General features: G+C 48.5%; 9 protein-coding genes. 1 reads left to right on the forward strand and 8 read right to left on the reverse strand.

Annotation, left to right across the window (positions count from 1 at the left end):
* Positions 1–66: 66 nt before the first annotated feature.
* From Pan161_RS14400 to Pan161_RS14430, 7 genes are all read right to left on the reverse strand, one after another.
* Positions 67–4,602 carry an outer membrane protein assembly factor BamB family protein gene (locus Pan161_RS14400; protein ID WP_232103737.1) on the reverse strand — a complete coding sequence of 1,512 codons (4,536 nt, stop codon included), beginning with the start codon at positions 4,600–4,602 and terminating at the stop codon, positions 67–69.
* Between the two features lie 171 nt (positions 4,603–4,773).
* On the reverse strand, positions 4,774–5,427 hold the full coding sequence (locus Pan161_RS14405) for a hypothetical protein (protein ID WP_145228125.1): 654 nt from the start codon (positions 5,425–5,427) through the stop codon (positions 4,774–4,776).
* A 197-nt stretch (positions 5,428–5,624) separates the two neighbouring features.
* Positions 5,625–6,230 (reverse strand): peroxiredoxin, encoded by a 606-nt coding sequence (locus tag Pan161_RS14410; protein WP_232103738.1) that lies wholly within the window; start codon positions 6,228–6,230, stop codon positions 5,625–5,627.
* A 98-nt stretch (positions 6,231–6,328) separates the two neighbouring features.
* A complete protein-coding gene (locus Pan161_RS14415; RefSeq protein ID WP_145228129.1) occupies positions 6,329–8,467 on the reverse strand; it encodes a PQQ-binding-like beta-propeller repeat protein in 2,139 nt (712 codons plus the stop codon).
* Between the two features lie 104 nt (positions 8,468–8,571).
* Positions 8,572–9,351, reverse strand: coding sequence for a hypothetical protein (locus tag Pan161_RS14420; RefSeq protein ID WP_145228131.1), 780 nt, complete (start codon positions 9,349–9,351; stop codon positions 8,572–8,574).
* A 341-nt stretch (positions 9,352–9,692) separates the two neighbouring features.
* Entirely contained in the window at positions 9,693–10,739 is a 1,047-nt protein-coding gene (gene lpxK / locus Pan161_RS14425; RefSeq protein WP_145228133.1) for a tetraacyldisaccharide 4'-kinase, read from the reverse strand.
* Positions 10,740–10,965: 226 nt separating this feature from the next.
* On the reverse strand, positions 10,966–11,751 hold the full coding sequence (locus Pan161_RS14430) for a hypothetical protein (protein WP_145228135.1): 786 nt from the start codon (positions 11,749–11,751) through the stop codon (positions 10,966–10,968).
* Positions 11,752–12,759: 1,008 nt separating this feature from the next.
* Here Pan161_RS14430 and Pan161_RS14435 point away from each other — a divergent pair.
* Complete coding sequence (locus tag Pan161_RS14435) at positions 12,760–13,773, forward strand: Ig-like domain-containing protein (protein WP_145228137.1); 1,014 nt, start codon at positions 12,760–12,762, stop codon at positions 13,771–13,773.
* A 55-nt stretch (positions 13,774–13,828) separates the two neighbouring features.
* Here the strand turns inward: Pan161_RS14435 and Pan161_RS14440 are convergent, their stop codons facing one another.
* Positions 13,829–14,233 carry a sirohydrochlorin chelatase gene (locus tag Pan161_RS14440; RefSeq protein ID WP_145228139.1) on the reverse strand — a complete coding sequence of 135 codons (405 nt, stop codon included), beginning with the start codon at positions 14,231–14,233 and terminating at the stop codon, positions 13,829–13,831.
* Between the last annotated feature and the right edge of the window lie 92 nt (positions 14,234–14,325).

The following is a 14,325-nucleotide window of genomic DNA, read 5'->3' on the forward strand; positions in this document are numbered from 1 at the left end:
CCCAGAGACGCTACAGTAAAACTGGCTACGGTCTAACCTGTAATTACGGGGTCGAAGTCAAAACTGCTATGGTTTTTTTGCCGCAATCGGCGGATCTTCAAAACTGAGTCGGATCTGAAATGGCTCGATGAGAATATCGTTGCGTTCGAGATCAGGGACTACCCAGATCCTTAAACGATTGCTGGTAGTCGTCTCCTTGAGAACAACATCTCCATTTCTCAAGTCAACAACCTGCAAATCAACCTGTGTTCCATCAGTCGAGGTAATCCCCCTGATTCTGCGAATGCCAAAGGTCATCACTGGCAAATCTAAAAACTGAGAGAAATCAATCCCCTGTGTTTCCAGAGGCAGTGACCACATTAATTCTCCCGTCTGTCGATCGATGGAATAGGCCATTCCATTAAACAGATAGGAAGTCAGGCTCAACGATCGAAATACCACCCTGCCTCTGGTGGCATCTGCTCTGTCCGCAGCGATATAAGGCAGACTGACAAATACCAGGTACTGACGTGAATTTCTGAGTACGAGCAGGTTGATCATCTTGGATGCAGGCTGCCCTTGGACTGCAAATTTCTGTTCGCCTGTCATTAAATCCAGAAAAGCAATCGTCCCATCTGGATGCATCATGACAATTTCATAATTCTGTCCCAGCGTATAAATTGAATTCTCGCTCAGCTTCTGACTCCAGATTTCCTCATCCTTTGTCAGATCCTTCAGATGCAGCTGGCGGTCATTGTCTGCTTCGATCGTCAAAGTGAGTAGATAGCGTTCGAAGGCAAAGATCGGCGACTCCCCCTGATCCAGCTTGAATGTGTTAATCACATCACCATTCTGACCACTCAACACAACATAGCGTTGCTCAGCCTGTTCCTGGCCTGCGATGACTATCACATGCTCTGCATCACCATAATGCCTGCTGCTGATGCCAAATCCCTGTTGCTTCCATAAGATTTCTCCCGTCAGCAAATCAGCGGCGATCAGATCTGAACCGATCTGGTAACAGATAAATTCCTCGTTGATTGTCCCGATTCGCCCCAATAATTCACGATCCATGTTTCGAGTAAGATACTCGCGCAACACAGGTGCCACCCCGGTACGTTCAATCGAAATATAATCTCGCACACTGGGAGGGCCGGACATGAGACGCTGTTTCCATAACAGCAGAGGTCGGTCTTCTGAATCGCGATTCAGAGTATCCAGAATAAAAAATTCGGCGCCAAAATTGACCACGAGATACTGTTGAAACACACGCGCTGAAAAATAGGGTTGCTGGGGAACTTCAATTTCGGCTTTCAAAAGAGAGAACGACCATTGCGGTTGCCCCTGGCCATCGTAAGCAAAGAGCCACTCTTTAGCAGGCCCGACTTCGAGTCGATAGTTATTGAATAAAGCATTGGACAGGCCAATAATCTCAACCGTCAGTGAAGTATTCTGTCCTTTGTTTTGCTCCCCACGATAGACCTCGACCGACTTTCCCTGCCAGGCCGACGCACTCACTGCCTGCTTGCGGTCAAGTTGTGCTTCCCATTGTTCAGCCAGCTGCGACGCGGTTTTACCATCCATGCAAACCACGTCCGGCCAGCGCGTGCGCAGCTCGCCAATATATTCTTCGGCTTGAGCGTTTCGATTTGCGGAGAGATAAATCTCTGTCAATTTTGCTGTCGCGTAGGCAGCCACTACAGGCTGCTGCGACGAACGAAGATGCTTGAGATGCCGCATCAGAGCACTCTGTAAATAAGCTCGATCTTCTTCCTGCGCAGAATCGATCTCCTGATCCAGTCGGGCTACCAGAATCATGCGGGCCTGCTGGGTTTCAGGCAGGTTGCCACAACATTGCAGAAATCGTTCCAAGGCAACACGATCTGCATGGACCAGCTTTTCCGAATAATATCGCGAAAAGAATGCGGCAATCTTCTTTCGATCTTCCACGGAGGCCCGCAGAGTCAGTAGTTCCAGCTGAGACCGTATCCAGCGATCCGTGCGGACAAATTCTCCCCCTTTCACCGGCTCCGATTCCAGCAGACCTTTCAGTTCGGACAGTCTGAGATAATTCAGAAGAGCGGCCTGCAGATTTCCACGCTGCTGATAATTCACCGCCAGAATCTGAAAGAATCTCTTTCGCTGCCCTTCGTCCACCAGCAAGCTTTTCATTTTGGGAATCAGCTTTTCATTCGGTGCGAAATCATGACCCAGGCTTTCCAGGAAGATATCTGCATACAGCCGCCGGGCACGCAGTGTCGGTTTAATCTGAAGCGACTGATCTATAAACTGCATCGCCTGGGTGACATCCCCCGCAAACAGCTTCAACTCACCCTTTAACAGCTGTGCGATTGCCTGGTCTTCTGGCTGCTTTGAGAGACTCGCCTGTCGAATCTGCTCCTCGATCGCTGTGACTGACTGGAAACCGACCACTTCAGATTCACTCTGAGAGACCAGCATTCCTCCAGCGGCTGCCAGATTTCCAACCAGACCTTCCGTTTCAACGCGTGTTCTGGCCAGAACCAATCCATCATCAAGACGGATGCTTAATATTTCTCCCGTCTCAACAGGCTGGTAATAGGTATTCTTCACTACAATTCCCCGGCCACTGGGTGCACCGATTGGCTGTGGTTTCGGCCAGGCAAGAGAGCCATCGCTCAGCTTCAATGCCTCGATCTGGTCATTTCCCACAAGCAGGATTTTCCCGTCGTGAATTGTGGCAATGAACAGATTATTTCGTCTGGGACGTGACCAGATCAAACGCCCATCGAACAGACTCAGGCATTGCAGTGTCTGAGACTTTCTGGATTCGATCAATACGCGGTTACCAATGATCACGGGAGTAAACTCGGCCCAGCCTTCGTCATTTCCATTGAAATCGCGGGCGAAAGCGGCAAACATGGAAATTTCTTTACCGCCGGTATCAACCTGCCTCCAGAGCAGCTTACGTTGAATGAGATCAATGCCGATCGTGCAACCGGAACCCGTGGGACAGACCAGGACTCCATGCGCGGCAGAGGGACTCAAGCCTATCCTGCGGCGAATATGATCAAGAGGACGACGATCCGTTGTATAATCGCGGGCTATAGGATAGTCACTCCGGTACAGCGACTGCGTCCAGATGGTCTGCCCTGTTGCGGCATCCAGAACCAGCAGACGAAATTCTCGACCTTCCTCTGCCAGGCAATATAACTTCCCATCCAGTGGTAAAGGAGCTCCCAGAAAATAATGCCCCGAATAATTAATCGGATTCTGCAGCCGTGGCCCACCCAGTTCCCATACAAACTTTCCGGTATCCGCTTCAAATGCCACCAGTCGATTAAACGAGTTGGGGACCAATACATTCTCACGATCAAGCCTGCTGAAGTGATAAAAGCCGGCAATGAACCCCACATTTTCCACACAGTAGACCAGCTTCCCATCAGTACTTAAATGCCCTGCAGTGTAATCCTGCCAGGCGCGCTGGGCCAGATATTTTTCCAGCGGCGTCTGTGGAGTACCCAGAAATTCTTCATCCGTGTTCTGTGGATCTTTGAGTAACTCCTGATACAACTTGTCTGAAAGTGTGGTCTCCCAGCTTAATTTGCCCGTCTTCAATGAAACCGCTTTGAGATTACGATGTGTTCTGAAAATCACCTGATCTCGAATAACCAGGGGACTGGCAGCCGGTAAAACACCTGCGACATGCTTGCGGCGATGCGCGCCCAGCTTTTGCAACATTTCCGCTACCGGCGGAGGGTCCTTGAGAAGCTGCAGGAATGGATCTTGAATTGTAGAGAATTGCCAGAGGGGTTTCGCAGAGGGAACCGCAAATTCGGCAGACGCGGTACGGGCAGGACTGCCTCGGTACATGGTCCAGTCACCCTGTTCCCGCGCCACGCGTAGATCAAGCCTGCCTGTCAGCCGCGATAACCACTCCACCGGATTTTCATCCGCGGTAAAGAGAGAGACCTTTGTGCCATTCGGAAACTGGTAAACAGGCTCTTCTGCCAGGCGCGACAGCTGCATTAATGCCTGTCGGCATTTTCCCAGGTTACCGAGATGAAACCAGGCAACAGCCAGTTTAAATGTCAGGTGTGGTTCTTTTGAAAGCGCCAGTTCATGTTGCGTACTGAGCATCTCCCAGATTTGGGTTGCTGCCAGAAAATCTCCGCGCTCGAAGTAATACCCGCCCAGCGCATAGGCTGCCTCTGCACCCGCTTTGGTAAAGAAATAGCGACGAACAATCTCGCGAAGCAGATTGTTATCATCCAGCGCTTCTGCCTGTTGCAGCATCTGATCAGCCGCAGGACCATATTGCAGTGAATAATAACGCCTGCCGGCATCAGGCAGCGTCGCGATCAACTGTTGCGCAGCCTCTTTCAGACTTTCAAAACCAGTCACTGAATCCGTTTGCAGGAAATCTTCCGGCGCATCCAGAATGGACTGCAGCTCAGGTATCGCGACCGGATACTTTTGCTCGCTGAGCAGTTGTTTTGCATCCTGAAAACTTTTTGAATAAAGCCGACTGGTAGGGAACAGTGCATGCGGATCGCCCTCTAAAATCCCATCTCCAACCCCATCATTGCGCAAAGGCTGCGCATGACAGCTAACATTGGAAATGAGACACTGAATCAGAACCATCGTCAGTACAGCAATGCATTGATGGCATCTGATGGAAAGTCGGAATGATAATATTTGAGAAACCATAGGCAAATGAAAGAATTCCACTTTCCATAATTCTGATTTAAAGTAACACAGGTCCCGGGCGTGCGTCGAAGCCAGTGGTCCCGCTTGAAGAATAATCCAGTAGCGTCAATGAACAATCAGTCTCGTATCTGCAATGACCTCTCTGATTTCTTCCGGCTTCAGCTGTCCTGCCTGCCAGGCACGGTTTGCTATGACAACACCTTCCCACATCATCACATTCACACTGGCGTCCTGCTTTATATTGTAACCCGGAGGACCGGCTGTTCCTTCATAAACGGTTAGTGGGACATGCTTAATCTGGTTTTCACTGGCGATTTTCTCCAGATCCCTTTTTACGTCAACGGGTGTATCAGTCAGCATCACAACAAAAGCAGCCAGTTTCTCATCCTGATGCGTGGCGACTTCTGAATCAATTTTCTTAATCAACATTGTTGTCGGTGCATCCAACTCTCTGACAAAGATACCCACAACAGGCCGCTCACCATACAGGCAGCGATAACACAATGTCTTCCCTTTATTGGGACCGGTCACATCAGACACTTCAAATGGCATGGGAATCGCGCCAATCTCCATACCCGACTGATAAGTCACCCGTTCTGTCTGCGCTTGATCTGCATCCATCGCAGACTGTTCTGCTGTGGAAACGTCTGCTGTGGAGTTTTCCAAATCTTTCTCAGAGACACCAGTCTGAGACTGGGCTGTTTGCCCGGATTTTTCACAACCGGTACCCCACATCAAACCTGAGAGAGAAATAAGCATGACAGCCGATAGAATTCTGGTGAAACGGACAGCATGCACAGCTCAATCCCTCCTCGGTCACAATAAGAACTACTTCACCCGCAGCATCAATTGTACGTCGTCAGTCTATTGGCTGTCGAGTACGAAAGATGCATTTTGCGGATGAGTTGGTAGTCTGATTGAGAGATTTTGAACGAAATGTTCAAGCAAATCCCTGATTACGATTTCAGCTGGTTGACCACTTCCAAAATCGCTTTACTGTCGTCAGCAGCTTTGACTTTGGTATTTTTCATCACAACTTTGCCATTTTTGTCAATCACAAAAGTCCAGCGTGCCGCTGTTACACCGCGTGTTAAGGTTTCTTCCTTACCATCAATAGTGCGTTTAATTGATCCGCCTGCTTTCAGAGGCACACCAAACTTTTTGGCAACCCCGCCATCTTCATCAGCCAGCAGAGTGAAATTCAAATCATGCTCTTTCTTGAAGAGCTGATGATTGCGAACGGAATCACCACTGACGCCGATCACTTCCACATTTTCCCCCTGCAGCTTTTTCATATCATCACGAAAACCACACGCCTGCTTGGTACAGCCGCCCGTTAAATCAGCAGGGTAGAAATACACGACAAGTACCTTCTTGCCAACATAGTCCGTTGATTTCCAGCCTTTGCCCTGATCGTCCTTTGCAGTAAAAGCGGGAGCACTGTCACCCACTTCCAGTTTGCCGGGAGGTGCATTCACCTGGCCGAACGCATTTGCAGTCAGACTGCACATACAGGCAAAACTCAACATCAAACCGAGGAACTCACGATACGAAAACTTCATGTCATTCACCTTGTCTAAAAAGTATAAAATCATGTTTTGTAAACAGTACTCTTGAATATAAAACGGGACACCGTCTATTTGATACTTAACGCAGATATTTATTTCGAATCATTCATCGGGATACGCGCATCAGTTCCAAACGCCGTCAACCTGCGCGGTTGCGCGACCAGCAACTGATTTCCCACTACCACTAAATTGCCGCCCGACTCGCCGTACTGTTTCCGCAGAGATATCCTCTGTTTCAGGTATCCCTGTTCTGCATGTACAACCAGAATCTCCTCTCTTAAAGGCCAGTAAATATACTTGCCGGCTAAAATTCCTCTTCCATATCCAAAACCTTCAGGATCGTGATAACCAGTTTTCCAGGTGATCCTGCCAGTATCTCGATCCAGTCCAAACAACCGGTTTCCACTGATAACCAGTGTTGACTGTGTCACCCCCAGAAGATTTCGTATCTGCTCCGGCCATTGCCTCTGCCAGAGCAGTAATCCAGATTCCGCATCGAAAGCCATCAGTTGAGAGGAATCCTGTGGTGCAGCAAATAGTATCCCCCGATCATAGAGACAGGGAACCAGTCCTGTTTTCATATGATTACTCAACTCATCTCTGTCAGTCTTATCCTGAGAAGGATATGTGACCAGCCAGTTCAACTTTCCATCAACGGTATCCAGGGAAGCGATTGCCCCCATGTCAGTCGAGAGGTAAAGTTGATCTTCCCCCAGAGTCAGTAGCAGATGACTGATGTAATTGACTCCTTCCTCAATACTTCTCAATGCCAGACAGATTTTCTGATTCCAGATCAATTCGCCTGTGTCAGCAGAAAAACAGGCCACATTCGTCTGCACTTCAGGAAAACCCCGATGTAATACCACATACAGCCTGTTGCCTGAGACAACAGGTGCCCCTTCAAAAGACCAGACAAAATTTTGCTCTCGCAGCTGGGCAGATGATATTTTCCATAACAGTTTGCCTTGCCCCTGATCGAGGTCAAGACAGACAAGATCAGAAAACAGTCCCAGTCGTTCGTCTTTGGCAACGGATGTTACCGGTGATCCCATGCGGGCAAAAAGGCGACCTCCTGCAATCGTGGATGTATAGCGGGGCACACCTACCACGGGTCGAAAAGGCAGACGGCTGACGCGATGACTGGCAGACGGATAAAGAATCGGGCTGGCCCCCTGGTCCTGAGACCAGGCAGGCAACCCTGTTTTCCAGTTCAACCCATAGATTCGCTCGGCGTCATTGAAGAAAACGTGTTCCTGATGAACGACGGGAAACAGTCCCGGGGGTACGCGAAATCCAAATGCCGGTTTCGCGGTAAATTCCTGACTCCAGACCATCGGCACTGGAAATGTCCACGCAATCCTGCCAATCTCCAGTTGATGCGCGGCTTTGAAATTCCGTGTCTGATGTCCGGCAAATGTGTTTATCTCTCCCTGATTCTCAGGCAGCGCAACCCGGCTGCGATCAGCAAGAATTTCAGCCAGCAAGGCGGACAGATTTCCCTCTTTGCCTGCCAGCTTTCCATCTGTCTCCGGATACTTTTTGCGGAACTGACTATATTCAAAGTCAGCCTGACTGAAATTTCCTTCGAAGAAACTGACCAGAATCAGACGAGCCAGAATTTCAGGAACCGGTAAGTCTGTATCGGGATAATGAAATAATCCGGTATCATAGACGGGAGAAGCAGAAGCAGTCCGCGGAATCAGCTTACGCCAGCAGGAGCGTGCTTCCGCCAGTTGCCCCTGCTCCCAGGCCAGTTCTCCCAGCAGATTCAGGGCATCATCCCCGTAACTGCTCATCAAAGCCTGTTCGGTAATGTTGATCAGGGGTTGCTGCTCACGCGAGTTGGCTATCGCTTCCTCATACCAGCGCTTGGCGCGGGGATCTACTTTTTCCCGGTAAATGGCAATTGCTTCAGGCGGAAATCCTGCCAGCAGATTCTGGCAATATTCAGACACGCGCAAATATCTCCCGGGAGATTCGGGATACAACGAGTCGCCATACTCATCAGAGATTTGAATGAGAATCTTGACCGCATCTTCCCATTGCTGCTCAGTCAGATAATCGCGTACGGACCCCATTTTCTTGAGTACCGTATTATTGACATCCAGTGATACAGATTCTCGAAAGCGGGATGTGATGACCTGCGATTCCGGTTGCGCCAGACCAATCTCAGTTGAGAAACTGAACGCTCCGCATACTAAAAGAGCGATACAACCGCGAAGTCTCTGCATGGTCCTGAATTCCTCACCATTTTCAACAACGGTTTACAGGCACTAAAAAGGACACGCCCGGTTAGACGTGTCCCTATCTGAAACCTCTGAAATTCAGAGAGTTCTTATTTCGTTTCAAATTGCGATGGTTTGAATTTAACTTCACCCATATCAACGGTTTCACCCGGCTTGATGTTCACGGTAAATTTGCGATCCAGATAGCCAGCTCTTTCCTGCCAGATACGGAAATCATTTTTTCCGGCAGGCAGGTTTTCAATCGTAAATTTGCCGTCTTTATCAGAAACCACAGCGTAGGGATGATCCACAACAAACCAGTAAGCAGTCATCCAGGGGTGAATGTCACATTTCACCTGCATGGGCAAAATTTCTGGAATGACGTTTTCGACTTCTTTACCTTCACGATCATTGGGAGCGAGGATAAAATTTACCGCCTGATTTTTGAGCGGAAAGGTATGAGTATTATGGGCAACAGGATCACCTGACTTAACGATTACTTTCTGATCGGTCCGCACAACCAAAGCGTGTGGTTCGAAAGTACAGCCTTTCTGATCAAAGACAATGGACTTCTCTTTTGACTCTTTCAAATCAGGATGGACATCTTTAGCCCGTCTCATATACATGAAGACATTGGCTATCCCTTTGTTTTCCGAATTGATGACCAGGTCATTATTCAAATGCTCCATTGCCGCACATACGGTGGGGTCTTTGACAGTCGGGTCACCTTTGGCACGCTGTACGACAGGTTTGGGAACCTCACCATCATAAACAAACCGGCCTGTTACCGATCCCCAACCTGCTGCAGAAACGGTTTCCGGTAAGAGAAAACAGAAACCAGAAATCAGGAGAGCAGCAATTAATATCCGGCTAAGATTCAACTTTCGCATAATTAAAATACCTCGTCTATTTGAATATGATTGATCAGACCATCGTGAGGAAGGAGCACGGAAACCCTGTTGACGCTGTCGCTTCAAACCAGGAAAACTGCACTGTAGGAAGGTAACAAGTCAAGCGAGATCCGTATTTTCTACAAACCACCCGCTTTGTGTGTATGTATTCTATAGTCAGGATGACACAAAAAACTACCAAAATCAAGTATCCATGAAACAGGATTACAGCAATTTCTGGGATCAAAGCGGCCTAAAATACAGAATCTATCGAAAATGGTTGCCGTAAACCCTGCTCTGAAAACCGTACAGAACGACAGATCGTCACCTTCGAAAGACATTTATTTTATAAGACCCTGCAATACCTGCTCCAGAAACTCGCTCCCCTCCCGGATCTCAACACCGATTTCGACCCCCCAGACCGGAACGCCACAAAACATAGGTTCACTCATTTTTACTAAATCCTTACCTGTTGTCAGAATCAGGTCGACTTCGGCCTCCCTGGCCTGGGCCCCGATCTCCTGCACATCATCGCTGGAGTAATGATGATGATCTGCGAATACCTGAAGCCCGGCGACATCAAATCCAGCCTGCTCCAGCGTGAGTCGAAAGCCTGCTGGATTTCCAATCGCGCAAAATGCCCAGACCCGTTTACCATTGACGGACTTCAGGGACAGTGCTTCATTCTTCACATTGATCAAAACGCGGGGCTGAAACGTGGCTGTCGCGATTCGATCAGCGGGAACCAGCCTGGTTAATTCCTGGCTCAATTGCTCCAGTTCGGGAGCGGAACATTGATCGACGCGTGTCAGAATCACAAAGTCAGCGCGCCTGAGTGACGATTTTGGCTCGCGCATTAATCCCCGGGGCAGCAGAGAACCGTAGCCCCACGGACAAACAGCGTCGATCAAAACCAGATCAACAGTTCGCTCCAGCTTTCGATGCTGAAACCCGTCATCCAGGATCAGTATCTGAGCCCCCTCTTGAATGGCCTTTACTGCGGAATCACCACGGTCCGGATTCTGAAAATGGGGAACGCCGGGACACAGTCGATCCAGCAACAGTTTTTCATCATTCACTTCACCCGGTAGCGCTCGATATCCACGGCTCAGCAGCGCAACCTGCTTTTGATGGTTCTGAAACCATTGTGTGAGATAAGCGACGAAAGGAGTCTTACCAGTCCCTCCCGTAGTCAGATTCCCCAGACTGATCACAGGTACTTCAACAGTTCTGACACTTCGAAGTCGCCAGTCAAACATCCGATTACGAACACTGACACCGACTCGATACAGCAGGCTCAGAAATCGGAAGCAGGGTTTATAAAGCAGACGGGCGCGCCAGTCCTGTCTCTGGCCCGAGATGATTCTCAGATATTCCACTTCGTCCACGAATCAGCCTGCCTGCAAACACTACAGCATGAAATGAGTCGGCGGTGACATTACAAAGAACACGCCCTGTTCAGAACATGATAGCTGAGTCGTTTCCGTCTGGCTAATCAGCAGCCAGACTTAGTGACACAATCTACTATCATGCTCTCTACAGGGCGTCGTTTCGGTCGGAAAACCCAACCGTTTCTATTGTATTCCGCTTATTTTCACAGAAATAATTTCCTGTTTACTGAGGTCTTGTCTGGCCTGATTCGTACTTCTTATAACTCAGTTCTACAATTCGTCCCATGATCAGCCTGACGCGCTGTGTTTGTGGAACGCGACCGGTTTCCGGAAAAATGGCATAGACCTGATAAACATGCTGAATGCCGGGAATCAAAGGCCGCTTTGTAACGAATTCCCAGATGTCATCGTTCTCAGGATCTCGATAGCCTATCATCTCATCCCGTTGGCGATTTAAAGCGACGACCCGAATATCGGTTGCGCCCGGGGCATACACATCCAGGCCCGCGTCGCGTGGATGACCTTCCGGACCATCGGCGGGCATCGTTCGAGTCGGACGCATATAGGCAGTGCCCATCGTCCCCGGGTAGTGCAGAATCCGAGGTCGCATTGGTGCCGCCTGTAATGGCATCGGTTGCAACCCTAACTGCGGCGACAGACCACCGGCTGGCATCCCATCAAAATCAGCAACATCACTTCCAGACTGGCACGACTGGCAACCGCCGCGCGAATTGTTTCCCATACCATAGACGGCTCCCTGATAATAATGATCGACTATTGATCCACTGCCACAGGAACTTCCCCCGCAGCCCGAATTACATTTATGTTTATGCCCCAGCTTCCAGGGACTGCAGCACTTTCCGGAATGAAACAGTGACAGTCCGCCCCCTTTACAGTGGCCATGTCCGCATTTATGTCCAGCTTCCAGCTGGCCTGGTATCGCCAGAGAAATCATTCCCAGAATCAATATTCCGGTCAGGCCTCCCCTGGCAGTAAATTTATTTATCATATTAACCCATTGCTCCCTGTAAATAATGAGACCGAACTCTTGTTCTTTACATCACTGTGTGTCCAGTGTGTTTCTCATCAACAATATCTCGATAATCTAAAGCACTCTTTTTTGTGTGAAACGAACCAGCTGATTCCCGCATAGAAAATTCAACCAGTCTGATAATGAAAGATTTCCTGTCTTCCTTATCATTCAACCGGACAAACGCTGTTGCCCGGCTGTCAGCTTTGTGTATTTGCCAGAATGCTTTCTCGGGAAAGACACTCTTACTCAAAGCGTATCATGCCTCATTTCAGCGGTCGGATAGAAATCAGAGAAACTCTGAGATTGCCGAATGGAGCTGAACGACTCGAAGCGTCCTGCCGAACCGGAAAGAAATCCACATCAGCCAGACTGAACAAGCATGTCAAAATCTGGCGATTATTGATGGTAAAGCAATCCGTTTGAATGAATATTCACTACTTATAATGAATAATCCCGGTGCACCAGGTATTCCCCCAAACCCATTTATAGAAACTGGTTGTAACAACACGATGATCGCAGTCAAAGCGACGAGAACAGGTTGGATTACTCCGTTTCCTCCGTTGGGGGATAGCAATGGTGAGGGGAATGAGACAACATTGACATTTCAACTAATGAGAACTAAATTGCCATCACCAAAGTGTCGATGCCGACTGATGTATTTGTCACACAAGCCAATATATCTGGACATCTGGTGTTCTGAATATCAAATTTGATCTCAGGCACATAAACTCAGTATAATGCTGGCGATCTGATTCAGGCTCGATAAGCGATTGCATTTTCTGCGCTTCTGAAATTTGCAAACGTTTTTGAAAGCCCGATTTTACAAGTAGTGTGAAACGTCTCTGTGAATGGATTCTGCACTAGACGATGTAAAGTGGTGTGCTGAAAGTCGGTAAACGTTCCTACCCAATTAACCAATCTCAGTGCCTCGACTTAATTAATACATCGAAGTTAAAACTTTTTTTGCAGAAGTGAGATTCAATAATGTTAAGTAAGAGCAGTTTCCGATTTGGTTTTTTGAGTGCCTGTCTGTTTATGTTAAGTACCTCGAGTTCATTCGGTCAGGAATGGGCTCAGAAGATGTTCGACAAAGACAAGATTGACTTCGGGGTGATTGCCCGGGGGTCAGATGCTCAATACCGTCTGAAAATTAAAAATATTTACCCCAATCAAGTGCACATTTCCAATGTCCGCACCACTTGTGGCTGTTCAGCCGCCGAACCTTCCAAGAACATTTTGGAAAGCGGTGAAGAAGGCTATATCCAGGTCAAAATGGATACCGCACGTTTTCAACGACGTAAAGACTCCAATGTGATCATCACCATCGACGCCCCACAGTATGCAGAAATCAAGATTCCGATCACGGCATACATCAGAACAGACGTTGTCTTCACACCAGGTGCCGCCAACTTTGGTTCCGTCGAAGTTGGTAAAGGTGCAGAAACCACAGTCGCACTCGCTTATGCCGGTCGCGATGACTGGGCAATTACCGGGATTCAATCCAAAGACCCCTCCCTGACTGTCAAAGCAGTCGAAACGGCCCGCGGCGGTGGACGGGTTAACTATAATCTGATTCTCACCCTGGCTCCCAATACACCCTTGGGACCAATTCGCGAACAGATCATGCTGAAAACCAACGATGTCAATTTCACCACAGTGCCTCTGCTGGTAGAAGCAAAAGTGGAATCAGATATCACGATCACACCCGAAATAGTTTCGCTGGGAATGATGGTTCCTGGTCAGGAAAAAACCGTAAACGTGGTACTGCGTGGTAAAAAACCATTCGAGATCAATAAAATTGAATGCGAGTCAAACGACGAAGCATTCAAAATCCGGATGCCTAAAACAACCCAGCCGATTCATGTTTTACCACTGACAATTGTTCCACCAAACAAACCCGGTGACTACTCAGAAGAATTCACCGTTACCATCGCTGGCCGGGGTGAACCGATCACCTTCAAAGCCTTCGGTAAGATTTCTGAAACGAAAACGAACTAGTTTTTAACTGGTTCTTCATTGCGAGAAAAAGGGCGTTCTTCGGAGCGCCCTTTTTTTATTGGCTACTCTCATCAACGGGTTCATTCAATCGATCCAGAACAATCTCCAGCATCAAGGGATGCAAACCCAGATGCGCACAGAGCCGAAACCGGGTTTGGGGATATAACTGGCGGAATTCATTCCGAAATTCTTCCAGGTCGTTCTGAACATGTACTCCGGCTGAAAGAAAATAAGGTAACATTAACACTTCAGCCGCGCCTGCTTGCACGCACCTGGCTGCACCTTCAGGAATTGCAGGCTCAGCCAGTTCAAGGTAAGCATATTCAACCACCATAAACTCACAGCGTTCGCGTAACATTGCCGCCAGTTTCACAAGATCCTGATTTGCCTCGTCACGTCGACTGCCATGGGCAATCAATAGTACCGCCTTCGTTCTTGCATCAGACATGGATTCAACCATAATAGAAAGAAATAAACTTTAGTTAACGGAAATGTCCTTCAGATTATAGACGTTTGCTGCACCTCAGACACTGTACAAGTAACTCTTGGTTC

It is taken from the genome of Gimesia algae (assembly GCF_007746795.1).
Lineage (GTDB): Bacteria > Planctomycetota > Planctomycetia > Planctomycetales > Planctomycetaceae > Gimesia > Gimesia algae.

Coding starts and splice junctions, on each gene's coding strand:
- Pan161_RS14400 (WP_232103737.1), bottom strand. CDS start 4,602: ATGGTTCTGATTCAGTGTCTCATTTCCAATGTTAGCTGTCATGCGCAG.
- Pan161_RS14405 (WP_145228125.1), bottom strand. CDS start 5,427: ATGCTTATTTCTCTCTCAGGTTTGATGTGGGGTACCGGTTGTGAAAAA.
- Pan161_RS14410 (WP_232103738.1), bottom strand. CDS start 6,230: ATGAAGTTTTCGTATCGTGAGTTCCTCGGTTTGATGTTGAGTTTTGCC.
- Pan161_RS14415 (WP_145228129.1), bottom strand. CDS start 8,467: ATGCAGAGACTTCGCGGTTGTATCGCTCTTTTAGTATGCGGAGCGTTC.
- Pan161_RS14420 (WP_145228131.1), bottom strand. CDS start 9,351: ATGCGAAAGTTGAATCTTAGCCGGATATTAATTGCTGCTCTCCTGATT.
- Pan161_RS14430 (WP_145228135.1), bottom strand. CDS start 11,751: ATGATAAATAAATTTACTGCCAGGGGAGGCCTGACCGGAATATTGATT.
- Pan161_RS14435 (WP_145228137.1), top strand. CDS start 12,760: ATGTTAAGTAAGAGCAGTTTCCGATTTGGTTTTTTGAGTGCCTGTCTG.
- Pan161_RS14440 (WP_145228139.1), bottom strand. CDS start 14,233: ATGGTTGAATCCATGTCTGATGCAAGAACGAAGGCGGTACTATTGATT.